The organism is Cupriavidus sp. LA-1 (assembly GCF_055385985.1).
Window position 1 is genome coordinate 2273195 of the sequence record NZ_AP031387.1, and the last position, 26807, is coordinate 2300001.

Sequence of the window (26807 nt, forward strand, 5' to 3'; positions counted from 1 at the left end):
TCAGTGCTTAAAAATCAGATGGTTGCGATGATCTTCTCAAGTTCATCGCGAATATCGGCAATGCTGCGCGTGGCGTCGATCACGCGGAAGCGCTGCGGCGACTGGGCCGCGCGGCGCAGGTATTCGTCGCGGGTACGCTGGAAGAAGGCGCGCGATTCGGCCTCGAACTTGTCGGGCGCGCGCGCCCCGGCCAGGCGCGCGCTGGCGGTTTCCAGCGGCACGTCGAACAGCAGCGTCAGGTCCGGCTGCAGGCCGCCCTGCACCCAGTCCTCCAGCACTTCCAGCCGCTCGGTGGCCAGGCCCCTGCCGCCGCCCTGGTAGGCGAAGGTGGCGTCGGTGAAGCGGTCGGAGATCACCCATTTGCCGCGCTCCAGCGCGGGGGCGATGACTTCGGCGATATGCTCGCGGCGGGCCGCGAACATCAGCAGCGCCTCGGTTTCCAGGTGCATCTTGCGATGCAGCAGGATCTGGCGCAGGTCCTCGCCCAGCGACGTGCCGCCGGGCTCGCGGGTGGTGACGACACCGGCAATATCGCTGCGTGCGCGCAGGCGGTCGGCAACCCAGTCGATATGGGTGCTCTTGCCGGCGCCGTCGATGCCTTCAAACGTGATGAATTTTCCGCGCATGGAATGCCTATTTGCCGCGTTGGTACTTGTCGACCGCGCGGTTGTGTTCGGGAAGCGAGTTGGAGAAATGGCTGCTGCCGTCGCCGCGGGCGACGAAGTACAGCGCGTCGGACGGCGCCGGCGTGGTAGCCGCCGCCAGCGAGGCCAGCCCCGGCAGCGCGATGGGCGTGGGCGGCAGGCCGGTGCGGGTGTAGGTATTGTACGGGGTGTCGGCCTGCAGGTCGCGCTTGCGCAGGTCGCCGTCGAAGCGCTCGCCCAGGCCATAGATCACGGTCGGGTCGGTCTGCAGCATCATGTTCTTCCTGAGCCGGTTGACGAAGACAGCGGCGATCATCGGGCGCTCCGCGGCCTGGCCGGTTTCCTTCTCGACGATCGACGCCATCACCAGTGCCTCGTACGGGGTCTTGTAGGGCAGGTCGGGCGCGCGCGCGTTCCAGGCTTCGTTCAGGCGCCGCTGCATGGCGTGGTAGGCGTGCTTGTACAGCTCGATATCGCTGCTGCCGCGCGCGAACAGGTAGGTATCGGGGAAGAACAGCCCTTCGGGCGCGGTCTCGGCGGCGCCGATGGCCTTCATCAGTTCCGCGTCGGACATGCCCCGGGTGTCGTGGCTCAGCGCCGGGCTGGCGTCGACGGCGGCGCGCATCTTGCGGAATTCCCAGCCCTCGATCACCGTGACCACGTAGTGCGTGACCTCGCCGCGCGCCAGCTTGCCGATGATCGACAGCGGCGTGGCGCCGGTCTCGAATTCATAGCCGCCGGCCTTCAGGTCCGGGCCATGCCCGGTCAGGCGCACCAGCAACATGAACAGCCGCGGGTCCATGCCGACGCCGCCGCGCTGGATCTGGCGGCCGACGCTGGCAACCCCGGAACTGGGCTTGATCACCACCTCCAGCGGCGAATTATTGAGGCGCAGCGGGTGATTGGCCCACCACGCGAACGCGCCTGCTGCCGCCAGCGCGAACACCAGCACGGCCAACCCAAGACTAAGGAAAAAACGTTTCATGTATCAGGAATAAAGGCGGCTGTCGGGGACCGTCGGAGGGCTTGCGCACCACCCCGCGCCGCCGGCACCGGCCGAAAATCTCATAGCCCCATATAATAACCGGCAGCCTCGCACCGACCATGACCCGTGACGCCGGCGCCGCCCGCGGGCCCCGCCCGGCGCCTCGCACAACGGGTGCGACAAGTGCTTTGTTCCCTCTCCGATTTGCCTCGACGATTGCCACGCAATGCCAGAATTGAATGCCCAAGCCCAGGAACTCGCCGCAAACCTTGACGCGCTGAACGGCGGCGGCATCGTTTGCACCCCGGCCGGGCTCGGCCTCGTTCGCGTGGCCGGCGACGACGCCGCCAGCTTCCTGCACACCCAGCTGACCAATGCGGTCGAAGACCTGGATGCGGGCGCGGCGCGCCTGGCCGGCTACTGCTCGCCCAAGGGGCGGCTGCTCGCCACGTTCCTGATGTGGCGCGACGCCGAAGGCATCGTGCTGCAGCTGTCTGCCGATATCCAGGCCCCGGTGCAGAAGCGGCTGTCGATGTTCGTGCTGCGCGCCAAGGCCAAGCTGTCCGATATCACCCCTACCCATGCGGTCCTCGGCGTCGCCGGGATCGGCGCTGCCAAGGCGCTTGCCGCTGCTGGCCTGCCCGCGCCGGAAGCAGCCCTTGCCGTGACCGAGACCGACGGCGTCACCGTGATCCGCCTGCCGGATGGCGCCGGCCAGCCGCGCTGGCAGCTGGTGCTGCCGGCCGAGCGGGCCGACGCGGTGCGCGCGGCGCTTTCCGCCACGCTGCAAGGCGCCTCGCCCGCATTGTGGGACTGGCTGGAAGTGCAGTCGGGCCTGCCCCGCATTGTCGCGGCCACGCAGGAGCAGTTCGTGCCGCAGATGATCAATTTAGAACTGGTGGGCGGCGTCAATTTCCGCAAGGGTTGCTATCCCGGACAGGAAATCGTCGCGCGCAGCCAGTACCGCGGCACGCTCAAGCGCCGCATGTGGCTGGTACAGGGCCAAGGCGAAGTGCCGGCGCCCGCGGCCGAGATCTATCGCCCGGAAGATCCGGGCCAGCCGTGCGGCATGATCGTCAACGCCACGCCCGCGCCCCGGGGCGGCTGGGCCGGGCTGGCCGAACTCAAGATCGACGCCGCCGCCAGCGCGCTGCGCCTGGGCAGTGCCGAGGGCGCGGACGTGACCACCGCCTCCCTGCCCTACGAGGTGCCGCTGGGCGAGGCCGCCCAGGCTGCTGGCTGAAACCCTGCAGGAGCCGCCATGAGCGATCACCTCTACGTCTATTTCCGCGTCCCGGAAGCCGTCGCCGCCGAGGCGCTGCCGCACTGGCACCGCTGGATGGAGACGGTCGCCGAAGCGACCGGAATTGGTGGTACGCTGATGCGCAGGCCGGAAACCCGCGCCGGCGTGCAGACCTGGATGGAGTGCTACGCCGACGTGCCGCCCGCGTTCGATGCCACGCTGGAAGGCCTGTGGCGGCAGAGCGGGCTGGACCAGTGGGTGGATGGCGAGCGGCGGGCCGAGCACTTTGTCGACCTTGACGTGCTGTAGGCGTCTTGACTGCCGTTGGACTGAAGTACGTCGGGCGCTACTGCAGCAACCCCGGCGGCAAAGGAAGCAAAGCAATGTGCCTGATCCTGGTTGCCTGGCAATCCCACCCGGACTATGCCCTGGTCGTCGCCGGCAACCGCGATGAATTCTACGTCCGCCCCGCGGCGGCCGCGCACTGGTGGCAGGATGCGCCGCAGGTGCTGGCCGGGCGCGACCTGGCGGAAGTCATCGGCGAGCCCGGCACCTGGATGGGCGTCAACGCCGACGGCCGCTTTGCCGCGCTGACCAACTACCGCGCCCCTTCCGAAAAACGCACCGATGCCCGTTCGCGCGGCGAACTGGTGGCCGGCTTCCTGCGCGGCCACGCGGCGCCGTTCGACTACCTGGACGGCCTCGCCGGCGAAGACGGCTGCTACAACGGCTTCAACCTGCTGGCGAGCGACCTGCGTGAACTCTGGTGGTACAGCAACCGCTCCGCCTCGCGCCAGCCGCAACGGCTGCGCCCGGGGCTGTACGGCCTGTCCAACGCGCTGCTCGACACGCCCTGGCCCAAGGTGCGCAGCCGCGTGGGCGCGCTGGCCGAAGTGCTGGCCGCCGACAGCGGCAACGCCAACGCCAGCGCCGAGCCCTACCTGCAGATGCTGGCCGACGAGCGCCAGGCGGCGGATTTCGAGCTGCCTTCCACGGGCGTTGCACCGGAGTGGGAAAAGCTGCTGTCGTCCGCGTTCATCCGCTCGCCGCTGTACGGCACGCGCGCCAGCACGGTACTGCGGGTGCGCCACGATGGCCGTTTCGACCTGAGCGAGCGCAGCTTCGACGCCGACGGCCGCATCGGCGATGTGTCCTATCACGGCAAGCTGAATCTGTCGCGCGACACCGGCATCGTGCAGGCACCGCGCTGACCGCTCCGGCTCAGCCGACCAGCCGCTTGCGCATCTCCACGTGCGGGATGCCCGCCTCTTCGAATTCCGGTCCCACCTGCGCAAAACCCACGCGCGCATAGAACGGCGCCGCGTGCGTCTGCGCGTTCAGCACCAGTTCCGGATAGCCCAGCGCTTCAGCCTTGCCCATCAGTGCCTCCAGCACCAGCGCGCCGACGCCGGTGCCGCGCGCTGACTGCAGCACCGCCATGCGCCCGATATGGCCATCGGGCAGCAGCCGGCCGGTGGCCACCGGGGTGCCGTCCTCGGCCAGCGCCAGCGCGTGCCAGCTCGGCTCGTCCCATTCGTCCCATTCCAGTTCCACCGGCACGCCCTGCTCTTCGACAAAGACGGTGTAGCGGATGGCGCGCGCGCGTTCGCGGGCTTCGGACCAGGGGCAGATCAGGACGGTGACGGACATGACGATGAATTCAGGCACTTGGGGAATGATAGCGTCCGACGCGGCTTGCGGACGGGCGCCCATGATACGCCAGTGCCGCCGCGATCGCCGACGCACCAAAGCGGATCATTCGGTACATGATATGCACCACGTCAGGGTTTTCCCGGGATCGGCATCGCTTTAGCAAATTTGTATGATGACCTTATTACCGAATAACCCGGGAAGCTGCCGTGTTCCAGAAAGTCCCTGCCCGCGCCCTCACCGACAACGTCGCCGAACAACTGCTGGACAAGATCCAGAACGGCGCCTTCGCCCGCGGCGACAAGCTGCCGACCGAGGCGGTCCTGTCCGAGGAGTTCGGCGTCAGCCGCACCGTGGTGCGCGAGGCCATCTCCCGGCTCAAGTACGAAGGCGTGGTCGAGTCGCGCCAGGGCAGCGGCGTGTTCGTGACGCTGCAGGCCGGCATCCGGCCGCTGCGCATCGACTACACCGACACCGGCACGCTGGAATCGGTGCTGCAGATCGTCGAGCTGCGCCGCGCGATCGAGGCCGAGGTGGCCGCGCAGGCCGCCCGGCGCCGTACCGATGCGTCGATGGCGGCCATCGACGCCGCGCTCGCCCGCCTCGACGAAGAGGTCGCGCACGGCGGCGACGGTGTTGCCGCTGACGTAGCGTTCCACCGCGCCATCGCCGAGGCCACCGGCAATCCGTATTTCCTGAAGACGCTGGCCTTCCTCAGCCAGTACCTGGAAGCCGCCACGCGCGTAACGCGGACCAACGAGGCGCGCCGCGCGGACTTTTCGCGCCAGGTGCGTGAAGAACACCAGGCCATCGTCGCCGCCATCCGCGCCGGCGACCCGCTGGCCGCGCGCAATGCCGCGCAGAACCATATGTACAACGCCGCGCACCGGCTGGCCCAGCAGGGCGCAGACGAGAGCGGCGAAGCGCACGGCGCCACCAACTGACGCGCACGTAACCCCAGACCATCGAATCATCCGTATCTGTTTCAGGAGTCCCTTCATGTCCAGGAATATCGGCGTCATCGGCCTTGGTGCCATGGGCTTTGGTGTCGCGCAGTCGCTGCTGCGTGCCGGCTTCAATGTGCACGCGTGCGACCTGCGCCCCGAGGTGCTGCAGCGCTTTGCCGATGCCGGCGGCGTGCCGTGCGCCTCACCCGCCGAGCTGGGCAGCCGCTGCGACGTGGTGCTGACGCTGGTGGTCAATGCGCAGCAGACCGAGGCGGTGCTGTTCGGCGCCAACGGTGCCGCGGCGGCGATGGAGCCGGGCAAGCTGGTGATCGCCAGCGCCACGGTGCCACCGGGCTTTGCCGAGGCGCTGGGCCGCCGGCTCGCCGAACAGGGCCTGCTGATGCTGGACGCGCCGGTCTCGGGCGGCGCCGCGCGCGCCGCCAGCGGCGAGATGACGATGATGACGTCGGGACCCGCCGAAGCCTATGCGCTGGCCGAGGACGTGCTGGCCGCCATCGCCGGCAAGGTGTATCGCCTGGGCGCCGCGCACGGCGCGGGTTCCAAGGTCAAGATCATCAACCAGCTGCTGGCCGGCGTGCATATCGCCGCGGCCGCCGAGGCCATGGCGCTGGGCCTGCGCGAAGGCGTGGACCCGGACGCGCTCTATGACGTGATCACGCACAGCGCCGGCAATTCGTGGATGTTCGAGAACCGCGTGCCGCATATCCTGAAGGGCGACTACACGCCGCTGTCGGCGGTCGACATCTTCGTCAAGGACCTGGGCATGGTGCTCGACACCGCGCGCCACAGCAAATTCCCGCTGCCGCTGTCCGCGGCCGCGCACCAGATGTTCATGATGGCGTCCACCGCCGGCCATGGTGGCGAGGACGATTCGGCCGTGATCAAGATCTTCCCGGGCATCGGGCTGCCGGGCAAGGCCGAGTAAGCGGGGGAAGCAAAGATGACCGCAGGCACCCTCACCCATCGCCCCCATCGCCCACTATTGGGCTGCATCGCCGACGATTTCACCGGCGCCACCGATCTTGCCAACACCCTGGTGCGCAACGGCATGCGCACGGTGCAGACCATTGGCTTGCCTGATGGCGGCACCGTGCAGGACATCGGCGAAGCCGATGCGCTGGTGGTCGCGCTCAAGTCCCGCACCATCCCGGCCGCCGAGGCCGTGGCCCAGTCGCTGGCCGCGCTGCAATGGCTGCGCGCGCAAGGCTGCCGCCAGTTTGTGTTCAAGTACTGTTCGACCTTCGACTCGACCGATGCCGGCAATATCGGCCCGGTCGCCGAGGCGCTGCTGGCGGCGCTGGACAGCGACTTCACCATCGCCTGCCCGGCCTTCCCGGAGAACGGCCGCACCATCTTCCGCGGCCACTTGTTCGTGGGCGACGTGCTGCTCAATGAATCGGGCATGGAGCACCATCCGCTGACGCCGATGACCGATGCCAGCCTGGTGCGCGTGCTGCAGCGCCAGAGCCAGGACAAGGTGGGCCTGCTGCGCTACGACGCCGTGGCGCGCGGCGCGCAGGCCACGGCCGAGCGCATTGCCGCGCTGCGCGCTGACGGCGTGCGGCTGGCGATTGCCGATGCGGTTTCCGACGCCGACCTGTTCACGCTGGGCGAAGCCTGCGCCGGCCTGCCGCTGATCACCGGCGGCTCCGGCATCGCGCTGGGCCTGCCCGAGAACTTCCGCCGTGCCGGCCTGCTGCCGCAGCGCGGCGACGCCGACGCGGTGCCGGCCATCGACAGCCCGGGCGTGGTGCTGGCCGGCAGCGCCTCGCGCGCGACCAACGGCCAGGTGGCACGCTGGCTGGAACAAGGCCGCCCGGCGCTGCGCATCGACCCGCTGGCGCTGGCGCGCGGCGAAGCCGTGGCCGATGCGGCGCTGGCCTTTGCCGCCGGCCATGACGAGCCGGTACTGATCTACGCGACCTCCAGCCCCGACCAGGTCAAGGCCGTGCAGGCCGAGCTGGGCGTGGAGCGCGCGGGCCACCTGGTCGAACAATGCCTGGCCACGGTTGCCGCCGGGCTGCTGGCACGCGGCACGCGCCGCTTCGTGGTCGCGGGCGGGGAAACCTCGGGCGCGGTGGTGCAGGCGCTGGGCGTGCGCGCCTTGCGCATCGGCGCGCAGATTGCACCGGGCGTGCCGGCCACCGTCACGCTGGACGCGAAGCCGCTGGCGCTGGCGCTCAAGTCGGGCAACTTCGGCGGCCCGGACTTCTTTGACGAGGCGCTGCGCCAGCTTGGAGGCCAGGCATGAGTTCCGAAAGCAAACTGCGCGAAGAGATCTGCCGCATCGGCGCCAGCCTGTACCAGCGCGGCTATACCGTGGGCTCCGCCGGCAATATCAGCGCGCGGCTGGACGACGGCTGGCTGATCACGCCGACCGATGCCTGCCTGGGCATGATGGATCCTGCCGCCGTCGCCAAGGTGGCTACCGATGGCCGCTGGGTGTCGGGCGACAAGCCTTCCAAGACGCTGACGCTGCATCGCGCGATCTACGACAACAACCCCGGGGCGCACGCCGTGGTGCATACGCACTCGACGCACCTCGTGGCCCTGACGCTGGCCGGTGTCTGGCAACCGGACGACGTACTGCCGCCGCTCACGCCTTACTACGTGATGAAGGTCGGCCATATCCCGCTGATTCCCTACCATCGCCCCGGCGATCCGGCAGTGGCCGCGCGCGTGGCCACGCTGGCCGCGCAGGTGCGCGGCGTGCTGCTGGAGCGCCTCGGGCCGGTGGTGTGGGAGTCCAGCGTCTCGCGCGCCGCGTTCGCGCTGGAAGAACTGGAGGAGACCGCCAAGCTATGGATGACGATGAAAGACGTGCCGGGCTTTGCCGCCCGCGCGGCGCTGCCGGACAGCGCACTGGCTGAGTTGCGCGACGCCTTCCAGGCGCGCTGGTAACACCGCTTTTCCCCGATAAACGACGGCTTCACCCGGCGCGGTTGCCTTGCGGCCACCGTGCGGGGGACGCGCATGCCTGCATTCCGCGCGCCGCCGCATTACTAGACCCACCAACATACCCGGAGACTACCGTGAACCCAAACCAACCGGCGGCAAGCGTGCCCGCCCTTGACAGCCTGGGCGGCAACGCCCGGCTGGACAGCGACGCCTTAGTCGAGAAACGCGCCTACAACAAGGTGTTCTGGCGCATCATGCCGTTCCTGATGCTGTGCTACGTGGTTGCCTACCTGGACCGCGTCAACGTCGGCTTCGCCAAGCTGCAGATGGCCCAGGACCTGGCCTTCTCCGAAACCGTGTTCGGCCTCGGCGCCGGCCTGTTCTTTATCGGCTACTTCCTGTTCGAGGTGCCCAGCAACCTGCTGATGCATCGCATCGGCGCGCGCATCTGGATCGCGCGCATCATGATCACGTGGGGCATCATCTCGGCGCTGTTCCTGTTCGTGAAGACGCCGACCCAGTTCTACGCGATGCGCTTCCTGCTCGGCCTGGCGGAAGCGGGCTTCTACCCCGGCGTGATCCTGTACCTGACCTACTGGTTCCCGGCCAACCGCCGCGCCAGGATGATCGCGCTGTTCATGTCGGGCATCCCGATCGCGGGCATGTTCGGCAACCCGCTGTCGGGCTTGATCATGGACGCCTTCAACGGCACGCATGACCTGCGCGGCTGGCAATGGATGTTCCTGCTCGAGGCGCTGCCCGCGTTTGTGATCGGCGTGGTAACGGTCTTCGTGCTGCGCGACGGCATCGACAAGGCGCCGTGGCTCGACGCCGATGAAAAGCGCGTGCTCAAGCGCAATATCGAGGAAGACCAGCGCAGCGCCCAGAGCGCCGCCACCGCCGCCGGCAAGGCCCACGGCCACTCGCTGGGCGCGGTGTTCGCCGACCGCCGCGTGTGGTGGATGTGCCTGATCTACTTCTGCTTCGTCACCGGCCAGTACGCGCTGACCTTCTGGATGCCCACGCTGGTGAAAACCAGCGGCGTCACCGGCAACCTCAATATCGGCCTGCTGTCGGCCATCCCCTTCCTCTGCGCCGTGGTCGTGATGAACATCCTGGGCCACAGCGCCGATGCGCGCCGCGAACGCCGCTGGCACCTGATCGTGCCGGCGCTGATGGGCGCGGTGGGCTTTGCCATTGCCGCTTCGTTCACCAAGAATACGGGAGTGGCCATCGCCGCGCTGTCGCTGGCCGCCGCCGGTGTGCTGACCTGCGCACCGCTGTTCTGGTCGCTGCCGACCTCGTTCCTGACCGGCATCGCCGCCGCCTCGGGGATTGCCGTGGTCAACTCGGTGGGCAACCTGGCCGGCTTTGTCGCGCCGTACATGGTGGGCTACCTGACCGACCTGACCCACAGCACGCAGTCGAGCATGTATGTGCTGTCGGCGATCCTGGTGGTCGGCGCCGCGCTGGTGTGGCTGACGCCAGCTAAACTGGTCAATCGTTGAATCCGGCGGGCCCGGCCGCGGCCGGGCCCGCCCCTGCTATCGCTTTGGAGTTCCCATGCCGCGCTTCGCCGCAAACCTGTCGATGATGTACCACGAGCACGCTTTCCTGGACCGCTTCGCCGCTGCCGCGGCGGACGGCTTCCAGGCGGTGGAGTACCTGTTCCCGTACGAGCACGCCGCCGCCGAACTGCGCGCGCGCCTGGACGCGAACGGTCTCGCGCAGGCGCTGTTCAATGCGCCGCCGGGCGACTGGGCAGCGGGCGAACGCGGCCTGGCCGCCCTGCCCGGGCGCGAGGCGGAATTCCGCGGCACCATCGGCCGCGCGCTGGAATACGCCGGCGTGATCGGCAATGACCGCATCCACGTGATGGCGGGCCTGATCCCCGCCGATGCCGACCGCGCGCGCTGCCGCGCAATCTACCTCGACAACCTCGCCTTTGCCGCCAGCGCTGCCGCCGCCCAGGGCGTGACCGTGCTGATCGAGCCGATCAACACGCGCGACATGCCGGGCTATTTCCTGAACCGCCAGGACGACGGCCAGGCCATCTGCAAGGAAGTCGGCGCGGCCAACCTGAAGGTGCAGTTCGACTGCTACCACTGCCAGATCGTCGAAGGCGATATCGCGATGAAGCTCAGGCGCGACATCGCGGGCATCGGCCATATCCAGATCGCCGGCGTGCCCGAGCGCCATGAGCCGGACGTGGGCGAACTGAACTACCCCTACCTGTTCGAGGTCATGGACACGCTTGGCTACGGCGGCTGGATCGGCTGCGAATACCGCCCGCGCGCCGGCACCTCGGCGGGGCTGGGCTGGCTCAAGCCCTACCTTGGCCGCTGATCGCGGCAAACCCCAAGAACAACCGCTCCCATCCTGCCATGAACGTACTGATTACCGGCGGCGCCGGCTTCCTCGGCCTGCAACTCGCCCGCCTGCTGCTGCAGCGCGGCGCCCTGAACCTGGACGGCCAGCCCGTCGCCATCACGCGCCTGACGCTGCTGGACGTGGTGGCGCCGCAGGGCCTGGACGATGCGCGCGTGCGCGTGGTCACCGGCGACCTGTCCGACCCCGCGGTGCTGCGCCAGGCCATCGACACGGACACCGGCGCCGTATTCCACCTCGCCGCCGTGGTCAGCGGCCAGGCCGAGGCCGATTTCGACCTGGGCATGCGCGTCAACCTGGACGCCTCCCGCGCGCTGCTGGAAACCTGCCGCGAGCTGGGCCACCAGCCGCGCGTGCTGTTCACCAGCTCGGTCGCGGTCTACGGCGGCCAGCTGCCGCCGGTGGTGCAGGACGACACCGCGCTGAACCCGCAATCGTCGTATGGCGTGCAGAAGGCCATCGGCGAGCTGCTGCTGTCGGACTACAGCCGCCGCGGCTTTGTCGACGGCCGCGTGCTGCGCCTGCCCACCATCAGCGTGCGCCCGGGCAAGCCCAATGCGGCGGCCTCGTCGTTCGCCAGCGGCATCATCCGCGAGCCGCTGTCGGGCGTCGGCGCCAACTGCCCGGTGGCACCGGATACGCCGCTGTGGCTGCTGTCGCCGCGCGCTGCCGTGGCCGCGCTGGTCAACGGCATCGAACTGGCCGGCCAGCGGCTGGGCAACCGCCGCGTGGTGAACCTGCCGGGCCTGTCGGTCACGGCTGCCGGCATGGTCGACGCGCTGCGCCGCGTGGCGGGCGATGCCGTGGCCGACCGCGTGACGTGGGAACGTGAGGCGCGCGTGGAGAACATCGTCGGCACCTGGCCGGCGGCGTGGAATGCGGAGCGTGCGCTGTCGCTGGGGTTCCTGAGCGACGCGAGCTTCGATGACGCGATTCGGGCGTATATGGAGGATGCGGGGCTGGGCAAGTAAGCGGCTCCAACTACGTTGTTGCGACGGCCCTCTGATTTGCTGAGGGCCGTTCGCCGCCGGCATCACGCAGCCGGCTTCACCACCTCATACCCCTCGATGATCTCCCGCACCGGCCCCGGAATCGCCGCCGATTTCTGCGTGGCCGGATCCGCGCACACATAGACGATCTCACCGGTGATCAGGTGTTCGTCGCCGCGGAACATCTCGACCCGGAACAGCATGCTGGAGCGCCCCAGCCGCGACATGCGGCCGCGGATTTCCAGCTCATCGTCAAAGCGCGCCGAGGCGTGATACTCCAGCGTGGACTTGACCACGAAGATATCCACGCCGTGCGCGTGCAGCACGTCTTCGGGGTAGCGGATGCCCAGCGCACGCCAGTACTCGGTCACGCAGATATCGCAATAGGTCAGGTAGTGCGCGTTGAAGACGATCGATTGCGGATCGACTTCGGCCCAGCGCACGCGCAGCGGGATGCTGTGGCGGAAATCCTCTTTGGCCATCGGCGTGGTCTCCTTGTTCGTAGTCGTGCTTGTCAAAACACCAGGCCGCCGGCCCGCCGGACTGGGCCGGCAGGCGCGGCGGCCTGGATGGATGCTGTGATGGCTGCAGGCAGATTGCGCTTACTGCGCCTTGGCCAGCCCCAGCTTCTCGATGATCGCCTTTTCCTTCTTGACCGTATCGGCCGCGAACTGCGCGTACTGCTGGCTGTTCATGTAGTACGGCTCCATGTCGAACTTGGCCAGCGCTTCGCGGTAGTTGGGCATGTCCATGGCCTTTTTGAAGGCGTCATGCAGCTTCTGCACGATCTTCGGGTCGGTGCCCTTGGGCGCGACCAGGCCGAACGGCGAGGTCTGCACGATGCCCATGCCCAATTCCTTCAGCGTCGGCACATTGGGGAAGCGCGCCGAGCGCTTCTCGCCCCAGGTCGACAGCAGGCGCAGCTTGCCCTGCTCCACGTACTGCGCCCAGGCCGGCGTGTCAGCGACCGACATCACGTGGCCGCCCAGCAGCGCCTGCATCGACTCGGAATTGCCCTTGTAGGGGATGTGCGAGAACTGCACGCCCTGCTTCATCGCCAGCTCTTCCATGGTCAGGTGCAGCGTGGTCATCGAGCCCGGCGAGCCGTAGGTCAGCTTGCCCGGATTGGCCTTGGCGTAAGCGATGTACTCCTGCATCGTCTTGATCGGCGAATCGGCCGGCACCACCAGGCCGAACGAGTAGCCAGCGAGGTTGATGACGTAGCTCAGGTCCTTGACCGGGTCCCAGTTGATCTTGGTGGTGTACGGCAGGCGGTAGACCGGCATGGCGACCTGGGCCAGCGTGTAGCCGTCCGGCGCGGTGGTCTGCATCATCTGCGCGGGCAGCACGCCGCCGGCACCGGGCTTGTTTTCGACGATCACGGGCTGGCCCAGGATCTTCGAGGCGTTGTCGGCAAGCACGCGGAACGGGATATCCGTGGAGCCGCCGGCGGTATAGCCGATCACCAGGCGAATCGGGCGCTGCGGGAACTTGTCAGCCTGTGCCTGGGCAGGCATGGCGGCAAGACCCATGGCCGCGGCGGCGGCGGCGGCGATGCCCGCGCGGGCGATAAAGTGGCGGCGTTGCATTTTGACTATGTCTCCTTGTGCTGCAATTCACTGCTGAAAAATGAAGGCCGGGCCGGCGTGGCCCGGCCGCGAGGCTAGTCTTGTGATGTGCCGAACGCGGCGCGCAGCGCGGCAACGGCATCGGCATGTGCCTGCGCCACCGCCGGCACGAACCGGCCCAGCTTAAAAAAATCGTGGATCATGCCGGGGTACTCCACCAGCGTGGCGGACACGCCGGCGGCGCGCAGCTTCTCCGCGTAGGCCACGCCCTCGTCGTGCAGCGGGTCGTAGCCGGCCACGGCGACCCAGGCCGGGCAGACGCCACGCACCTCGGCGCCGGTGCCGCCGCCGTCCAGCGGGGCAAAGCGCCAATCGTCGCGGCTGGCTTCCCCGTTCAGATACTGGGAAAAGAACCAGCGGATCATCTCCGCCGTCAGCAGGTAGCCGTCGGCCAGCGCGCGGTGCGACGGCGTGTCCTGGCGCGCGCAGGTGCTCGGATAGATCAGCAACTGCAGCGCCGGCGCCAGGCCGGCATTGCGGGCCTCGACCGCGCAGGCGGCGGCCAGCGTGCCGCCGGCGCTGTCGCCGCCCAGCGCGATGCGCGCGGGGTCGGCGCCCAGCTTGTCGGCTTCGGCGAAAACCCAGTGCAGCACGTCGAAGGCATCGTTGGCCGCCGTCGGGAAGCGCCATTGCGGCCCGAGCCGGTAATCGACCGACAGCACCATGCAGTCCGCCTGGCAGCACAGCAGCCGGCACAGCGGATCGTGCGAATTGACGCTGCCGACCGTGAAGCCGCCGCCGTGCAAATACACCAGCAGCGGCAGCGGCTCGGTCCAGCTGGCCTCGCGCGGGGTGTACAGCCTGACCGGGATGGCGTGCCCGTCACGGCCCGGCACCAGCAGGTCTTCCGCCATATGCACCGGCGGCGGGTTGATATCCAGGATCGACGCGCTTTTCTCGTAGGCGATCTTGGCGTCCTCCGGCTCCATCTCGTAGAGCGGTGGACCCTTGACACGCGAGATCAGCTCCAGCAGCGCGGCAACCTGCGGGTCGAGCGGGCTGGACGGCAGGCCGGGCGTGGCTGGCGCATCAGGATTGGGAGGCGGTGCGGCGGACATAGGCAAGGATGCGGATCCGGACCCGGCGCCAGCGCCACGCGGAAGCTCTGCCGCGTCGCCCGCATCGGGAGAAGTTCGAATAGTGAACGATCGTTCGATTTTAGTATGATGCCAGATGTTCCAGGAGCCGGGCAGTACGAGATAACCCCGAAAAGTCCCGCCCAGGCTGCCACGCGGGAAGTTTTTGCGCGATGATCGGCTGAAGCAATGCGAAGCGCTCCGGAAACAATACTGCACAGGCTATTGAAACCCAAGACAGCACGCGTGGCGAGCAATGTTGCAGACGCATGCTGAAGAATGATTTCGCGGCATATCCCGGCAGGAGACAAGCAAACATGGCGTTTATCTATTACCTGACCCACATTCACCTGGATTTCGGCGCGGTAAGCGTGCTCAAGGCCGAATGCGCGCGCATCGGCATCCGCCGCCCGCTGCTGGTGACCGACAAGGGCGTGGTCGCCGCGGGCGTGGCGCAACGCGCCATCGATGCGATGCAGGGCCTGCCGGTCGCGGTCTTCGACGAGACCCCGTCGAACCCGACCGAGGCTATGGTGCGCAAGGCCGCCGCGCAGTACCGCGAGCAAGGCTGCGACGGGCTGGTGGCGGTGGGCGGCGGCTCGTCGATCGACCTGGCCAAGGGCATCGCCATCCTGGCCACGCATGAGGGCGAGCTGACCACCTATGCCACCATCGAAGGCGGCAGCGGCAAGATCACCGACAAGGCGGCGCCGCTGATTGCGGTGCCCACCACCTCAGGCACCGGCAGCGAAGTGGCGCGTGGCGCCATCATCATCCTGGACGACGGCCGCAAGCTGGGCTTCCATTCGTGGCACCTGCTGCCCAAGTCCGCCGTGTGCGACCCGGAACTGACGCTGGGACTGCCCGCCGGCCTGACCGCGGCCACGGGCATGGACGCGATTGCACACTGCATCGAGACCTTCCTGGCCCCTGCCTTCAACCCGCCCGCGGACGGCATTGCGCTGGACGGCCTCGAGCGCGGCTGGGGCCATATCGAGCGCGCCACCCGCGACGGCCAGGACCGCGACGCGCGCCTGAACATGATGAGCGCATCGATGCAGGGCGCGATGGCGTTCCAGAAGGGGCTGGGCTGCGTGCATTCGCTGTCGCACCCGCTGGGCGGGCTGAAGATCGACGGTCGCACCGGCCTGCACCACGGCACCCTTAATGCAGTGGTGATGCCCGCGGTGCTGCGCTTCAACGCCGACGCGCCCACGGTGGTGCGCGACGACCGCTACGCACGCCTGCGCCGCGCCATGCACCTGCCCGACGGCGCCGATATCGCGCAGGCCGTGCACGACATGACCGCGCGCCTGGGCCTGCCCACCGGCCTGCGCCAGATGGGCGTCACCGAGAACATGTTCGACAAGGTAATTGCCGGCGCGCTGGTCGACCACTGCCACAAGACCAACCCGAAAGAAGCCAGCGCCGCGGATTATCGGCGTATGCTTGAGCAGTCCATGTAGTACACCATGTAGCACAAAGCAGCCTCCCGCCGGCCTGACCGACCAAGCGGCTGTCCGGCGGCCCTCCCTCACAGCGCAGGAGACACCATGAGCGGCGAGCACTTGCAGGTAGTCCATGGCGATATCACCCGGATGGAAGTCGATGCCATCGTTAACGCGGCCAATAGCGGCCTGTTAGGCGGCGGCGGGGTCGACGGGGCCATCCACGGGGCCGGCGGCCCTGCCATCATGGAGGCCTGCCGCGCGATCCGCGACGCGCAGGGCGGCTGTCCCACCGGCGAGGCGGTGATCACCACCGGCGGCCGCCTGGCGGCGCCTTACGTGATCCACGCGGTCGGGCCGGTCTGGCAAGGCGGCGGCAAGGGCGAGGACGAACAACTGGCCAATGCCTACCGCAACAGCATCCGCGTGGCGGCGCAGCATCACCTGCGCCGGCTGGCCTTTCCCAATATCAGCACCGGCATCTATGCTTTCCCGCGCGAGCGCGCGGCGGATATCGCCATCGCCGCGGTGCGCGAGGCCCTGGCCACGGCGCCGGAAATCGAGCAGATCACTTTCGTCTGCTTCGATGACGAGAATTACCGGCTGTACCGCGAGCGGTTGACCTGAAGCCGCGTGCGGCTGCCCCAAGGCAGCCGCACGCCCAGGTCACGCCGACAGCGCGCTGCGGATCAGCTGATTGACCCGTTCCGGCTGCTCGTGGATCACCCAGTGCGTGCCCTCGGGGATGCGTTCCAGGCGCAGGTCCGGCACGAAATCGCCCAGCCCGTCCACCAGTGACTTTGGCAGCGCGCGGTCACGCTCGCCCCAGATCACCAGCGTCGGCACCTTGACCACAAAAGCAGCCGGGTCCAGGCGCGAGATATCGGGCGGCGGCTCGCCCTCGCCCGGCGGGTGCATGGGCGAGGCGCGGTAGAAATTGACGCCACCGGTGAGCGGATGGACGTCCGCATCCTTGCCTTCGCCAGGCTGGGACCACGCGGCGTGGTACCTGGCGCGCGTCTCGGGCGTGTACCAAGCCGCCGACTTGCCGTCGGCGTCGGCCAGCATCCGGTCCAGCAGCTCGAAGTCGTCGGCAGCCAGTGCCTTTTCCGAGCCCGGCTTGCGCAGCCAGTTCATGTAGGCGGAAGCCGCCTGCTGCGCCGGATCGGTGGCCAGCGCGCGCGCAAACAGGTAGGGATGCGGCGAGTTGACGATGATGAGCTGGCGCACCAGCTGCGGGAACTGGATTGCCAGGTTCCAGCAGATCGCCCCGCCCCAGTCGTGCGCCACCACCACGGCCTGGTCATAGCCCAGCGCACTGACCAGCTGCACCAGGTCTTCGACGATATGGCGCGGCCGGTAGGCGTCGACGTCGGCGGGCTTGCTCGACAGGTTGTAGCCGCGCAGGTCCGGCGCCACGGCAAAATGCGTGTGCCCGAACTCGGCCAGCTGGGCCTCCCATTCGAACCAGAATTCAGGAAATCCGTGCACGAACAGCATCAGCGGCTTGCCGCGCTCGCCCGCGCTGGCGTAGTGCAGGCGGGTGCCATTGGGCAGCGTGGCGTACTGCAGGTGGCGGATCACGGCGGCGGGGGCGGCCATGTTGTTCTCCATATGCGGTCCTCCTCGTTGTTGCGTTGTGCTGGCGAAGGTCAGCCGCGCAACGCGGCAACAAGGCCCGCGCGGACCTCGGGCTTGTCGGCAAACGGATCGCCGGGATTGCGCTGCCCGACGATATCCTCGAAACGCTGGCGCACGGGGGCGAGCGCCTGGGGGTGGGAATAAATATAGAAGCTTTCGTCGCGGATGGCATCAAACGTCACCTGCGCCACCTCCGCGGCGGTCACCTTGCCGGAGCCGACGGCCTTGTCCGACAAGGCCTGCGACACCAGCTGCGAACGCGTCGGTGGCGCCTGGTTGGCCATGTCGGCGGGCCGGTTGCGCTGCGACTGGCTGATGCCGGTCGGCACGAAGTATGGGCACAGTACCGAGCAGTGCACCTGCTCCGTGACCAGCCCAAGGTCCTGGTACAGCGTTTCGCTCAGCGCCACCACCGCATGCTTGGACACGTTGTACACGCCCATCGCCGGCGGGTTCAGCAGGCCCGCCATCGATGCCGTATTGACGATATGACCCTGGTAGGCCGGATCCTTCGCTGCGGCCGCCAGCATCAGCGGCGTGAAGATGCGCACGCCGTGCACCACGCCATACAGGTTGACGCCCAGCACCCACTCCCAGTCCTTCTCCGAGTTCTCCCAGATCAGGCCGCCCGCGCCGACGCCGGCGTTGTTGAACAGCAGGTTGACCTGGCCGAAGGCCTCGATCGCGGCATCGGCCAGCGCCTGGACCTGCTCGGCGCGCGAGACGTCGGTGCGCAACCCGATCACCGGCACATTGCGTGACTTGAACTCCGCTACGGTCGCGTCCAGCGCGTCTTCCTGCACATCGGCCAGCACCAGCTTCATGCCGAGGTCGGCGGCGACGCGGGCGAATTCCTTCCCGAAGCCCGAAGCGCCGCCGGTAATGACAGCCACCTTGTTGGAGAAATCCTTCATATTGTCTGTCCTGTCCTGTCGCGTAGATCGTGTGTGGAATGGGGGGCTGGATGCTCTGCGCGCACTCAGGCGGCGCGCTGCACCTGGTAGCCCTGCCGCGGGAAATGCACATTGAGCGCGCCTGCCCGTGTGTCCTGGCGGCGCAGCGTGACGCGGTGCGCGGTCAGCGCCAGCAGCACGCCGGCCACCGGGTCACGCGCGTAGTCGGTGGGCGTGACGGTGATGGCGTCACCCGCCTGCAGTCCGGTATCGGCGATCACGCCCTCGTCCAGCGCAGCCGGGTCGGCCCTGAGCGCGGCGCCGATCGCATCCTCGCCCCCGATCACGCGCGGCCGGCCATGGCCGAAGGTGTTCATGCGCGCATACCAGGCCTGCAGCCGCGGATAAGCCTCCAGCAGCTGCGCCAGCGCGCCGGCGCGGCGGATAAACCAGAGGTTGTGGTACAGCGAGAAGTCGGCAATCGACAGCGCCGGACCGGCCACATGCCCGATGCCAGCCGCGAATTGCGTTTCCAGGTGTCCGAAAGTCTCATGCAGCAACGCGGTCGCTTCCGCCAGCGGCATGCGCAGCGCGTTGGTATCGCCGCGCATGGCCTTGCGGTCCGCGGTGAACGCCTGGATCTGCGCCGGCGACAGGTGTCCCAGCATGCTGGCGACACCGGCCGGCTGGAACACATAGGTCACCGACGCGGTGAACAGCGCCGTATCGAACCACGCGGCCGCGAGCCGCGCCACCGCGGCCTGGGCCGGCGGATAGAGCGCCGGCGTGGGCGCCAGCGCATCCAGCACCTCGCAGATCAGCGCGGTGTCGCAATAGACATCGGCACCCACCTGCATCACCGGCGTGCGGCGATAGCCGCCGGTCAGCGCCAGCAGGTCAGGCTTGGGCAGGATGGCGGGGATTTCCACCGCCTGCCAGGCCAGCCCCTTGGCACCCAGGAGCAGGCGGACCTTTTCCGAGAACGGCGAAGTTGCGTACTGATGAAGAATGATGTCGGCCATGCGGTCCACCTCCATGATTGCTGAACGTGCCGAAGCGCGCCGCGCAGGTCAGTCCAGCAGGTCCGGCTGTTCCCTGACGATGCGGGCATACAGCGGCTGGAACTGGAACCAGCCTGCCTGCGCCGTGCCGACGATCGAATAAGCCTGGCGCGCTGCGGCGTCCGAAATCACCTTCAGCGGCGCCTGGGTGCGTGCGGCGGCGGCTTCGGCCAGCAACTGGACCTGGCACGAGCGCTCCATGGTGATGAACCACCAGGCGGCTTCGTCGACGGTCTTGCCCACCGTCAGCAGGCCATGGTTCTGCAGGATGGCGGCCTTGTTCTGGCCCAGCGCGTTGGCAATGCGCTGGCCCTCGTCCAGCTCCACCACCACGCCGCCGAAATCGTCATAGACCGCATGGTCGTTGTAGAACGCACAGACGTCCTGCGTCAGCGGATCGAGCGGGCGGCCCAGCGTTGACCAGGCGCGGCCATAGGTGCTGTGCGAATGGGCGGCCGCGACTGCGTCGGAGCGGGTCTGGTGCACGCGCGAATGGATGGCGAAGGCCGCGGCATTGACCGGGTAGTCGCCCTCCACCACGTCGCCGTGGTGATCGCAGCGGATCAGGTTGGACACCTTGACCTGGCTGAAATGCACGCCGAAGGGATTGACCCAGAACGTATCGGGAAACTCCGGGTCGCGTGCGGTGATATGGCCGGCCACGCCTTCATCGAAACCGAATTTGGAAAACAGCCGGAAGGCCGCGGCCAGGCGCTGCTTGCGGTGCAGGCGCTCTTCGGCGGCGGTGGCGAACTGCGGCGGGCGCGGCAGGTTGCGGTAGCGGGCCTTCACCTCTTCGGGCAGGCCGGCGCCGATCTCGTCGGCGCTCTGGATTTGCGGGGCTTGCGGGGCATTCATCGGTGTCTCCTGTTTTTTTGGGTGATATCCGTTGCGCGCGGCACGCCCGGGTGGCGCGCCGCGGCCCTGCATGCAGGCCGGTCAGACCAGCTTGACCAGCTGCTTGCCGAAGTTCTTGCCCTTGAGCAGGCCGATAAAGGCTTCCGGCGCGCTGGCCAGGCCTTCGGCGATGCTCTCGCGGAACTTGAGCTTGCCCTGCGCGACGGCGGTGCCCAGTTCCTTCAGCGCCTGCGGCCAGACCTCCATGTGCTCGGAGACGATAAAGCCCTCGACGGTCAGGCGCGACACCAGGATCAGCTGCGGGTTCTTCAGCGGCATCGGCTGGCCGTCATAGCCGGCGATCATGCCGCACAGGGCGATCCGGCCGAAGGCATTCATGCGCGCCAGCACGGCGTCCAGGATATCGCCGCCGACGTTCTCGAAATAGCCGTCGATGCCGTCCGGGGTGGCTTCCTTGAGCATCGTGTAGAGCTCCTTGGGATCCCTGGCCGCCTTGTAGTCGATGCAGGCGTCGAAGCCCAGTTCATTGACCACGTAGTCGCACTTGTCCTTGCCGCCGGCAAAGCCGACCGCACGGCAGCCGGCCAGCCTGGCCAGTTGCCCGACCACGCTGCCCACCGCGCCGGAGGCCGCGCTGACCGCGATGGTCTTGCCCGGCTTGGGCATGATGATCTTGTTCAGGCCATACCAGGCGGTCACGCCCGGCATGCCGACCGAACCCAGGTAGGCCGACAGCGGGATATGCGTGGTGTCGACCGGCTGCAGGCCGGTGCCGTCGCTGACGCCCATTTCCTGCCAGCCAAACATGCCGACCACCTTGTCGCCCGGCTTGAACTTGCTGTTCTTGCTTTCCACCACTTCGCCCACGGTGCCGCCGATCATGACCTCATCGAGCGGCTGCGGCGCGGCGTAGGACTTGCTGTCGTTCATGCGGCCGCGCATATACGGGTCCAGCGACAGGTAATGGTTGCGCACCAGCACCTGGCCGTCGGCGATCTGCGGCACGGGCACTTCTTCCAGGCGGAAATTGGCCGGCGTCACCGCGCCTTCGGGACGCGAGGCCAGGACGATGCGCTTGAACGTGTTGGACATGGTCGATTCCTTTCAGTAGGAATGGGAACTGCTGGAATATTGCCTCGGGCAGGACAGCGGCGCTGCCCCGTCTGCTGCATCGGTGCCGGCGCTCAGCCGTCGGCACCGGTATCGGTTTCACCCGGGCGCTGCGGCGGCATGCGCCGGATGTACTTGAAGGTGCCCGAGCCACGCGCCACGGTCTTGCCGTCGGCGTCGACGATCTCGCCTTCGCAGAACACCATGGTGGTTGTGCGGTGCACAGTGGTGCCGCGCGCGGTCAGCGCGCCGCGGCCCGGTGCCATGAAGCTGGTCTTCATTTCGATGGTGACCACGCCCCGGCCATCGGCGTCGCTGCTGCGGCCGGCGATCGCCATGGCCACGTCGAGCAGCGTCATGATCACGCCGCCGTGGGCCATGTCCCAGCTGTTCTGGTGGCGCTTCTCGATCGGCAGCGCGATCTCGCTGCGCCCGCCTTCGGCGAAGTTGCAGGTCACGCCGAGGTCGGCGAGGAAGGGAATGTGAGTCAGGGGGCCTTTGAACTGGTTCATGGCGATTGCGAGTCCGGAGTTGGGTGTCGGCCCCAAGTTTGATGGCAATCCGGCGTTCCGCCAAGCGGCGCCGGGTTGCCCCTTGCCTGCGTCAGACCGCGCTGACGCCGCCGTCCACCGCCAGGATCTGCCCGGTGATGTGCTTGCCGGCGTCGCTGGCAAACAGCAGCGCGGCGCCCTTCAGGTCTTCGTCGTCGCCCAGGCGGTGCAGCGGCACGCCGGCGCACATGGCGTCCACGCCCATGCGATCGAGCGAGCCCTGGGTCATCTTCGACGGGAAAAAGCCCGGCGCGAGCGCGTTGACGGTGATGTTGTGCTCGCCCCACTCGCCTGCCAGCGTGCGCGTGAAGTTGACCACCGCGCCCTTGGAGGTGTTGTAGGCGATGGTCTCCATGCTGCCCGGCGGGTTGCCGGCCAGGCCCGCGATCGACGCCACGTTGATGATGCGGCCGTAGCGGCGCGGGATCATCGACAGCTTGCCGATGCGCTGGCTCAGCAGGAACAGGCCGCGGACATTCAGGTTCATCACCTTGTCCCAGGCTTCGACCGGATGGTCTTCGGCCGGGGCGCCCCAGGTGGCGCCGGCGTTGTTGACCAGGATGTCGACGTGGCCCAGTTTTGCGATGGCCTCGTCGGCGAGGCGGGCGATCTCCGACTCCTTCGAGCCGTCGGCGGCGATCCAGTCGGCCTCGATGCCGAGCGACTTCAGGTGTGCCTGCGCCGCCTGCAGTTCGTCGGCCTTGCGCGCCGACAGCACCACGCGGGCGCCCTGCTCGCCGAGTGCCTCGGCGATCTGCAGGCCGAGCCCGCGCGAGCCGCCGGTGATCAGCGCGGTCTTGCCCTTCAGGTCAAACAGTTGCTGGATGGTACGCATGTTGTCTTCCTTCGTTCTGTGGTGTTCGGGATGAGCGGGCGCCGCTCAGAACCACGCGTCCTGCATGTCGAGCGTGGTGCGGTCGAGCGATTCAAGCAGCGCCAGCTGCGGGCCGACCCTGGGCAGTTCCCAGCGGAAGAAGTACGCCGCCGCGGCCAGCTTGCCGCGGTAGAAGTCCTCGTCCTCCTTGCCGTTGGCGCGCGGCAGCGCGGCTTGCGCCAGCAATGCCTGCTCCAGCCAGATCCACGCCACCACCACGTGCCCGAAGGCCTCCAGGTAGACCGAGGCATTGGCCAGCGTCACGTTGGGGTCGCCCGCGCTCCACAGCACCTGCGTGACCTCGGCCAGGCGTTTGGTGGCCGCGCCAAGGGCGCCCGCCTGGTGCGACAGCTCGGCATTGCCCGCGGCGAGCGCGCGGCCGATGGTGTCCTGGATACGCTCGCCCAGCAGCCTGAAGGCCGCCCCATCCTTCATCACCACCTTGCGGCCCAGCAGGTCCAGGCCCTGGATGCCGTGCGTGCCTTCGTGGATCGGGTTCAGGCGGTTGTCGCGGTAGAACTGCTCGACGTTGTATTCGCGCGTATAGCCGTAGCCGCCGTGCACCTGGATCGCCAGGTTGTTGGCCTCCAGGCACCATTGCGACGGCCAGCTCTTGGCGATCGGGGTCAGGATATCGAGCAGCAGCGCCAGGCGCGCATGCGCGGCTTCGTCGCCGGCAGCCGCCGCGGCCTCTTCCTCGTCGACCAGGCGCGCGCAGTACAGGTTCAGCGCCAGGCCGCCTTCGACATAGCTCTTCTGCGCCAGCAGCATGCGGCGGATATCGGCGTGCTCGACCAGCTTCACCTGCGGGCTGGCCGCATCCTTGCCGCCGGGGCCGACGGGGCGGCCCTGCGGGCGGTTGCGCGCGTAGTCCACGGCATGCAGGTAGCCGGTATAGCCCAGCATCACCGCGCCCAGGCCCACGCCGATGCGCGCCTCGTTCATCATGTGGAACATGCAGGCCAGGCCCTTGTGCGGCTCGCCCACCAGGTAGCCGATTGCACCGGCCTTGCCGCCCGGCTGGTACTTCATGCCTTCGCCGAAGTTCAGCAGGCAGTTGGTGGTGCCGCGGTAGCCCATCTTGTGGTTCAGGCCCGCCAGCACCACGTCATTGTGCTCGCCCAGCGAGCCATCTTCATTGACCAGGTACTTGGGCACGATAAACAGCGAAATGCCCTTCACACCCGGGATCAGCTTGCCGTCCGGGCCGGGGATCTTGGCCAGCACCAGGTGGACGATATTGTCCGACAGCTCGTGCTCGCCGGCCGAGATCCACATCTTGTTGCCGCGCAGCCGGTACTGTGCACCCAGCGGCGATTCGCCCTCATACTCGGCGCGCGTGGTGATGTCCGACAGCGACGAACCCGCCTGCGGCTCGGACAGGCACATGGTGCCGAAGAAGCGCCCTTCCATCTCCGGCTTGACAAAGGTCTCGACCTGCGCCGGCGTGCCGTGCGTGAGCAGCAGGTTGGCATTGCCGATGGTCAGGAACGGGTAAGAACTGGTGCCGACGTTGGCACCCTTGAAATAGGCAAAGCCGGCCTTCTCGACCACCACCGGCAACTGCATGCCGCCCAGTTCATAGTCCTGGCCGGCGGCCATCAGGCCCGCCTCGCAGAAGGCCTTCAGCGCGGTGCTGACCTCGGGGATGATGCTGACCGTCTCGCCGTCGAAATGCGGTTCCTGCTGGTCGTTCTTCTTGTTGTGCGGCGCGAACAGGTCGGTGGCGATCTTCTCGCAGGTGTCCAGCGCGGCGTCGAAGGTCTCGCGCGAGTGGTCGGCATAGCGCGGGATGCGCGTGAGTTCGTCGACCTTGAGCCATTCGTACAGCACGAAGTTCAGGTCGCGGCGGGAAAGGATCATCGACATGGGGTCTCCATGCGGCGCACTGCGTGGCGTGCCGCGGGTTCTTTATTGCCGTCTTGTGCGAACCGCCTGGCTTTGCATCACCGGATGGGTGCTCCCTCTCCCGCAAGCGGGAGAGGGAGCAAACCGGCAGCCGGCTTCGTCGGCAGTTACAGGACTTCGAACAGCCCGGCAGCGCCCTGGCCGCCGCCAATGCACATGGTCACGACCACGTACTTGACGCCGCGGCGCTTGCCTTCGATCAGCGCATGGCCGACCAGGCGCGCGCCCGACACACCGTAGGGGTGGCCCACGGCGATGGCGCCGCCGTTGACGTTGAGGCGGTCCATCGGGATGCCCAGCGTGTCGGCGCAGTACAGCACCTGCACGGCGAAGGCTTCGTTCAGCTCCCACAGGCCGATGTCGTCGACCTTCAGGCCGGCCTTCTTCAGCAGCTTGGGCACGGCAAAGACGGGACCGATGCCCATCTCGTCCGGCTCGCAGCCGGCCACGGCAAAGCCGCGGAACACGCCCAGCGGCTGCAGGCCCTTGGCGGCCGCGACGCGCGCGCTCATCACCACGGCAGCCGATGCGCCGTCCGAGAACTGCGAGGCATTGCCGGCGGTGATCACGCCACCCGGCACGGCGCTGCGGATCTTGGCCACGCCTTCCAGCGTGGTATCGGCGCGGATGCCTTCGTCGGCGGAGATGGTGACTTCCTTGGTCACCAGCTGGCCGGTCGATTTGTCTGCCACGCCCGCCAGCACCGTCATCGGCACGATCTCGTCCTTGAACTTGCCGGCTTCCTGCCCAGCGGCGGCGCGTTGCTGGCTGCGCACGCCGTACTCGTCCTGGCGCTCCTTCGAGATGTTGTAGCGCTTGGCCACGTTCTCGGCGGTCTGCAGCATGTTCCAGTAGATTTCCGGCTTGTTCTTCGTCAGCCAGCTTTCCTGGACCATATGGCGGTTCATCTCCTGCTGCACGCACGAGATGCTTTCCACGCCGCCGGCCACGAAGATGTCGCCCTCATCGGCGATCACGCGCTGCGCGGCCATGGCGATGGTCTGCAATCCGGACGAGCAGAAGCGGTTGACGGTGGCGCCGGGCACGGTGACCGGGCAGCCGGCGCGCAGTGCGATCTGGCGCGCGATGTTGGCGCCGGTGGCACCTTCCGGGTTGGCACAGCCCATCAGCACGTCTTCCACTTCGGCGGCCTCGATCCTGGCGCGGGCAATGGCGTGCTGGACGGCATGACCACCCAGCGTGGCGCCGTGGGTCATGTTGAAGGCGCCCTTCCAGCTCTTGGCCAGAGGGGTCCGCGCGGTGGATACGATGACTGCTTCGTTCATGTCTTGCTCCTCGGAATCTCTTGTGTCGTTCAGTTCGGTGGTTCGGTTCAGCGCTGGGCCTTGAGCAGTTCAGCGGACGTGACGCGTGCCACGCCGGCGGCGCCGAGGTCCTGCCATGCCCTGGCCAGCGACCCTTCCAGGTCGATGGCGCGGCAGGCATCCTCGATCATCACCGCCGCGAAGCCCGCGGCGCGCGCATCCAGCGCGCTCCACGCCACGCAGTAGTCCGTGGCCAGTCCCGCGCAGAACACGCGCTTGACGCCGTGTTCATGCAGGTAGCCAGCCAGTCCGGTGCGCGTGGCGCGGTCCGCCTCCAGGAAGGCGGAGTAGCTGTCCACGTCGGCATGGTGGCCCTTGCGGATCACCAGCCGCGCGTGCGGCACGTCCAGCCCCGCATGCAGCGCGGCGCCCGGCGTGTCCTGCACGCAGTGCACCGGCCACAGCACCTGCTCGCCATACGGCAGCGTGAGCGTCTGGAACGGCTGCGTCCCGGCATGGTTGGCCGCAAAGGAAACATGCGCGGCCGGATGCCAGTCCTGCGTCAGCACCACGTGACCGAACGCGCTCGCCAGCCGGTTGATGACGGGCACCACTTCATCGCCGTGGGGCACGGCAAGCGCGCCGCCCGGCATGAAGTCGTTCTGCACGTCGATCACCAGCAGGCAATCGTCAGGTCCGATGGTGGTGTTCATCTCAGCTCCAGTCTGA

28 protein-coding genes are annotated in these 26807 nt (G+C 67.9%); 12 read left to right on the plus strand and 16 right to left on the minus strand.

Annotated elements, in window-relative coordinates:
* Positions 1 to 14: 14 nt before the first annotated feature.
* Positions 15 to 626: a dTMP kinase gene (gene tmk / locus ACZ5MJ_RS10655; RefSeq protein WP_432260015.1), complete on the minus strand. Its 612-nt coding sequence runs from the start codon at positions 624 to 626 to the stop codon at positions 15 to 17.
* A gap of 7 nt (positions 627 to 633) precedes the next feature.
* Positions 634 to 1629 (minus strand): endolytic transglycosylase MltG, encoded by a 996-nt coding sequence (mltG, locus tag ACZ5MJ_RS10660; protein WP_464219226.1) that lies wholly within the window; start codon positions 1627 to 1629, stop codon positions 634 to 636.
* A 226-nt stretch (positions 1630 to 1855) separates the two neighbouring features.
* On the opposite strand from mltG, the gene ygfZ reads away from it, so the two are divergent.
* The 3 genes from ygfZ to ACZ5MJ_RS10675 all read left to right on the plus strand — a co-directional run bounded on the left by ygfZ (position 1856) and on the right by ACZ5MJ_RS10675 (position 4083).
* Positions 1856 to 2872 (plus strand): CAF17-like 4Fe-4S cluster assembly/insertion protein YgfZ, encoded by a 1017-nt coding sequence (gene ygfZ / locus ACZ5MJ_RS10665; RefSeq protein ID WP_464219227.1) that lies wholly within the window; start codon positions 1856 to 1858, stop codon positions 2870 to 2872.
* A gap of 18 nt (positions 2873 to 2890) precedes the next feature.
* On the plus strand, positions 2891 to 3181 hold the full coding sequence (locus ACZ5MJ_RS10670) for a DUF4936 family protein (RefSeq protein ID WP_013956564.1): 291 nt from the start codon (positions 2891 to 2893) through the stop codon (positions 3179 to 3181).
* Positions 3182 to 3255: 74 nt separating this feature from the next.
* Complete coding sequence (locus ACZ5MJ_RS10675) at positions 3256 to 4083, plus strand: NRDE family protein (protein WP_464219228.1); 828 nt, start codon at positions 3256 to 3258, stop codon at positions 4081 to 4083.
* Positions 4084 to 4093: 10 nt separating this feature from the next.
* Here the strand turns inward: ACZ5MJ_RS10675 and ACZ5MJ_RS10680 are convergent, their stop codons facing one another.
* On the minus strand, positions 4094 to 4522 hold the full coding sequence (locus ACZ5MJ_RS10680) for a GNAT family N-acetyltransferase (protein ID WP_464219229.1): 429 nt from the start codon (positions 4520 to 4522) through the stop codon (positions 4094 to 4096).
* 209 nt (positions 4523 to 4731) lie between these two features.
* On the opposite strand from ACZ5MJ_RS10680, the gene ACZ5MJ_RS10685 reads away from it, so the two are divergent.
* The 7 genes from ACZ5MJ_RS10685 to denD all read left to right on the plus strand — a co-directional run bounded on the left by ACZ5MJ_RS10685 (position 4732) and on the right by denD (position 11747).
* Entirely contained in the window at positions 4732 to 5466 is a 735-nt protein-coding gene (locus ACZ5MJ_RS10685) for a FadR/GntR family transcriptional regulator (RefSeq protein WP_432260010.1), read from the plus strand.
* A gap of 55 nt (positions 5467 to 5521) precedes the next feature.
* A complete protein-coding gene (gene ltnD / locus ACZ5MJ_RS10690; RefSeq protein ID WP_464219231.1) occupies positions 5522 to 6415 on the plus strand; it encodes an L-threonate dehydrogenase in 894 nt (297 codons plus the stop codon).
* A gap of 15 nt (positions 6416 to 6430) precedes the next feature.
* On the plus strand, positions 6431 to 7741 hold the full coding sequence (gene otnK, locus ACZ5MJ_RS10695) for a 3-oxo-tetronate kinase (RefSeq protein WP_464219232.1): 1311 nt from the start codon (positions 6431 to 6433) through the stop codon (positions 7739 to 7741).
* Positions 7738 to 8391: a 3-oxo-tetronate 4-phosphate decarboxylase gene (gene otnC / locus ACZ5MJ_RS10700; protein ID WP_464219233.1), complete on the plus strand. Its 654-nt coding sequence runs from the start codon at positions 7738 to 7740 to the stop codon at positions 8389 to 8391. The genes otnK and otnC overlap by 4 nt, the downstream gene beginning before the upstream one ends.
* Before the next feature lie 131 nt (positions 8392 to 8522).
* The gene (locus ACZ5MJ_RS10705; RefSeq protein ID WP_464219234.1) at positions 8523 to 9896 is read left to right on the plus strand and encodes an MFS transporter; all 1374 of its coding nucleotides are present in this window, start codon (positions 8523 to 8525) and stop codon (positions 9894 to 9896) included.
* A gap of 55 nt (positions 9897 to 9951) precedes the next feature.
* The gene (gene otnI, locus ACZ5MJ_RS10710) at positions 9952 to 10734 is read left to right on the plus strand and encodes a 2-oxo-tetronate isomerase (RefSeq protein WP_464219235.1); all 783 of its coding nucleotides are present in this window, start codon (positions 9952 to 9954) and stop codon (positions 10732 to 10734) included.
* Between the two features lie 38 nt (positions 10735 to 10772).
* Entirely contained in the window at positions 10773 to 11747 is a 975-nt protein-coding gene (gene denD / locus ACZ5MJ_RS10715; RefSeq protein WP_464219236.1) for a D-erythronate dehydrogenase, read from the plus strand.
* Between the two features lie 62 nt (positions 11748 to 11809).
* On the opposite strand, the gene ACZ5MJ_RS10720 is transcribed toward denD, so the two are convergent.
* From ACZ5MJ_RS10720 to ACZ5MJ_RS10730, 3 genes are all read right to left on the minus strand, one after another.
* Positions 11810 to 12247: a YbgC/FadM family acyl-CoA thioesterase gene (locus ACZ5MJ_RS10720; protein ID WP_078196113.1), complete on the minus strand. Its 438-nt coding sequence runs from the start codon at positions 12245 to 12247 to the stop codon at positions 11810 to 11812.
* A gap of 120 nt (positions 12248 to 12367) precedes the next feature.
* Positions 12368 to 13354: a tripartite tricarboxylate transporter substrate binding protein gene (locus ACZ5MJ_RS10725; protein WP_464219238.1), complete on the minus strand. Its 987-nt coding sequence runs from the start codon at positions 13352 to 13354 to the stop codon at positions 12368 to 12370.
* 74 nt (positions 13355 to 13428) lie between these two features.
* Positions 13429 to 14451 (minus strand): alpha/beta hydrolase, encoded by a 1023-nt coding sequence (locus ACZ5MJ_RS10730; protein ID WP_464223701.1) that lies wholly within the window; start codon positions 14449 to 14451, stop codon positions 13429 to 13431.
* 335 nt (positions 14452 to 14786) lie between these two features.
* On the opposite strand from ACZ5MJ_RS10730, the gene ACZ5MJ_RS10735 reads away from it, so the two are divergent.
* Positions 14787 to 15935 (plus strand): iron-containing alcohol dehydrogenase, encoded by a 1149-nt coding sequence (locus ACZ5MJ_RS10735; protein WP_464219240.1) that lies wholly within the window; start codon positions 14787 to 14789, stop codon positions 15933 to 15935.
* 87 nt (positions 15936 to 16022) lie between these two features.
* Complete coding sequence (locus ACZ5MJ_RS10740; RefSeq protein WP_464219242.1) at positions 16023 to 16544, plus strand: O-acetyl-ADP-ribose deacetylase; 522 nt, start codon at positions 16023 to 16025, stop codon at positions 16542 to 16544.
* A 39-nt stretch (positions 16545 to 16583) separates the two neighbouring features.
* Here the strand turns inward: ACZ5MJ_RS10740 and ACZ5MJ_RS10745 are convergent, their stop codons facing one another.
* The 10 genes from ACZ5MJ_RS10745 to pncA form a co-directional block, all read right to left on the minus strand.
* Positions 16584 to 17531 (minus strand): alpha/beta fold hydrolase, encoded by a 948-nt coding sequence (locus ACZ5MJ_RS10745; RefSeq protein WP_464219244.1) that lies wholly within the window; start codon positions 17529 to 17531, stop codon positions 16584 to 16586.
* 38 nt (positions 17532 to 17569) lie between these two features.
* Entirely contained in the window at positions 17570 to 18472 is a 903-nt protein-coding gene (locus tag ACZ5MJ_RS10750) for an SDR family oxidoreductase (protein ID WP_464219245.1), read from the minus strand.
* A gap of 65 nt (positions 18473 to 18537) precedes the next feature.
* Positions 18538 to 19473, minus strand: a complete 936-nt coding sequence (locus ACZ5MJ_RS10755; protein ID WP_464219247.1) for a glutathione S-transferase family protein — start codon at positions 19471 to 19473, stop codon at positions 18538 to 18540.
* A 48-nt stretch (positions 19474 to 19521) separates the two neighbouring features.
* Positions 19522 to 20370, minus strand: coding sequence for a class II aldolase/adducin family protein (locus ACZ5MJ_RS10760; RefSeq protein WP_464219248.1), 849 nt, complete (start codon positions 20368 to 20370; stop codon positions 19522 to 19524).
* 81 nt (positions 20371 to 20451) lie between these two features.
* On the minus strand, positions 20452 to 21462 hold the full coding sequence (locus tag ACZ5MJ_RS10765) for an NADP-dependent oxidoreductase (protein WP_464219249.1): 1011 nt from the start codon (positions 21460 to 21462) through the stop codon (positions 20452 to 20454).
* Between the two features lie 92 nt (positions 21463 to 21554).
* Positions 21555 to 21992, minus strand: a complete 438-nt coding sequence (locus tag ACZ5MJ_RS10770; RefSeq protein ID WP_078196102.1) for a PaaI family thioesterase — start codon at positions 21990 to 21992, stop codon at positions 21555 to 21557.
* Positions 21993 to 22083: 91 nt separating this feature from the next.
* Positions 22084 to 22866: an SDR family oxidoreductase gene (locus tag ACZ5MJ_RS10775; protein WP_464219251.1), complete on the minus strand. Its 783-nt coding sequence runs from the start codon at positions 22864 to 22866 to the stop codon at positions 22084 to 22086.
* 45 nt (positions 22867 to 22911) lie between these two features.
* Complete coding sequence (locus ACZ5MJ_RS10780; protein ID WP_464219253.1) at positions 22912 to 24774, minus strand: acyl-CoA dehydrogenase; 1863 nt, start codon at positions 24772 to 24774, stop codon at positions 22912 to 22914.
* A gap of 146 nt (positions 24775 to 24920) precedes the next feature.
* Positions 24921 to 26099 (minus strand): acetyl-CoA C-acyltransferase, encoded by a 1179-nt coding sequence (locus tag ACZ5MJ_RS10785; RefSeq protein ID WP_464219255.1) that lies wholly within the window; start codon positions 26097 to 26099, stop codon positions 24921 to 24923.
* Positions 26100 to 26146: 47 nt separating this feature from the next.
* Positions 26147 to 26791 (minus strand): bifunctional nicotinamidase/pyrazinamidase, encoded by a 645-nt coding sequence (gene pncA / locus ACZ5MJ_RS10790; RefSeq protein ID WP_464219257.1) that lies wholly within the window; start codon positions 26789 to 26791, stop codon positions 26147 to 26149.
* Positions 26792 to 26807 lie beyond the last annotated feature (16 nt).

Coding starts and splice junctions, on each gene's coding strand:
- ACZ5MJ_RS10765 (WP_464219249.1), bottom strand. CDS start 21,462: ATGTCCAACACGTTCAAGCGCATCGTCCTGGCCTCGCGTCCCGAAGGC.
- ACZ5MJ_RS10720 (WP_078196113.1), bottom strand. CDS start 12,247: ATGGCCAAAGAGGATTTCCGCCACAGCATCCCGCTGCGCGTGCGCTGG.
- otnI (WP_464219235.1), top strand. CDS start 9,952: ATGCCGCGCTTCGCCGCAAACCTGTCGATGATGTACCACGAGCACGCT.
- ltnD (WP_464219231.1), top strand. CDS start 5,522: ATGTCCAGGAATATCGGCGTCATCGGCCTTGGTGCCATGGGCTTTGGT.
- ACZ5MJ_RS10785 (WP_464219255.1), bottom strand. CDS start 26,099: ATGAACGAAGCAGTCATCGTATCCACCGCGCGGACCCCTCTGGCCAAG.
- ACZ5MJ_RS10770 (WP_078196102.1), bottom strand. CDS start 21,992: ATGAACCAGTTCAAAGGCCCCCTGACTCACATTCCCTTCCTCGCCGAC.
- ACZ5MJ_RS10750 (WP_464219245.1), bottom strand. CDS start 18,472: ATGAAGGATTTCTCCAACAAGGTGGCTGTCATTACCGGCGGCGCTTCG.
- ACZ5MJ_RS10730 (WP_464223701.1), bottom strand. CDS start 14,451: ATGTCCGCCGCACCGCCTCCCAATCCTGATGCGCCAGCCACGCCCGGC.
- pncA (WP_464219257.1), bottom strand. CDS start 26,791: ATGAACACCACCATCGGACCTGACGATTGCCTGCTGGTGATCGACGTG.
- ACZ5MJ_RS10780 (WP_464219253.1), bottom strand. CDS start 24,774: ATGTCGATGATCCTTTCCCGCCGCGACCTGAACTTCGTGCTGTACGAA.
- ACZ5MJ_RS10755 (WP_464219247.1), bottom strand. CDS start 19,473: ATGGCCGACATCATTCTTCATCAGTACGCAACTTCGCCGTTCTCGGAA.
- ACZ5MJ_RS10735 (WP_464219240.1), top strand. CDS start 14,787: ATGGCGTTTATCTATTACCTGACCCACATTCACCTGGATTTCGGCGCG.
- ACZ5MJ_RS10725 (WP_464219238.1), bottom strand. CDS start 13,354: ATGCAACGCCGCCACTTTATCGCCCGCGCGGGCATCGCCGCCGCCGCC.
- tmk (WP_432260015.1), bottom strand. CDS start 626: ATGCGCGGAAAATTCATCACGTTTGAAGGCATCGACGGCGCCGGCAAG.
- ygfZ (WP_464219227.1), top strand. CDS start 1,856: ATGCCAGAATTGAATGCCCAAGCCCAGGAACTCGCCGCAAACCTTGAC.
- ACZ5MJ_RS10670 (WP_013956564.1), top strand. CDS start 2,891: ATGAGCGATCACCTCTACGTCTATTTCCGCGTCCCGGAAGCCGTCGCC.
- ACZ5MJ_RS10745 (WP_464219244.1), bottom strand. CDS start 17,531: ATGGAGAACAACATGGCCGCCCCCGCCGCCGTGATCCGCCACCTGCAG.
- ACZ5MJ_RS10680 (WP_464219229.1), bottom strand. CDS start 4,522: ATGTCCGTCACCGTCCTGATCTGCCCCTGGTCCGAAGCCCGCGAACGC.
- ACZ5MJ_RS10775 (WP_464219251.1), bottom strand. CDS start 22,866: ATGCGTACCATCCAGCAACTGTTTGACCTGAAGGGCAAGACCGCGCTG.
- otnC (WP_464219233.1), top strand. CDS start 7,738: ATGAGTTCCGAAAGCAAACTGCGCGAAGAGATCTGCCGCATCGGCGCC.
- ACZ5MJ_RS10760 (WP_464219248.1), bottom strand. CDS start 20,370: ATGAATGCCCCGCAAGCCCCGCAAATCCAGAGCGCCGACGAGATCGGC.
- otnK (WP_464219232.1), top strand. CDS start 6,431: ATGACCGCAGGCACCCTCACCCATCGCCCCCATCGCCCACTATTGGGC.
- ACZ5MJ_RS10740 (WP_464219242.1), top strand. CDS start 16,023: ATGAGCGGCGAGCACTTGCAGGTAGTCCATGGCGATATCACCCGGATG.
- ACZ5MJ_RS10675 (WP_464219228.1), top strand. CDS start 3,256: ATGTGCCTGATCCTGGTTGCCTGGCAATCCCACCCGGACTATGCCCTG.
- mltG (WP_464219226.1), bottom strand. CDS start 1,629: ATGAAACGTTTTTTCCTTAGTCTTGGGTTGGCCGTGCTGGTGTTCGCG.
- denD (WP_464219236.1), top strand. CDS start 10,773: ATGAACGTACTGATTACCGGCGGCGCCGGCTTCCTCGGCCTGCAACTC.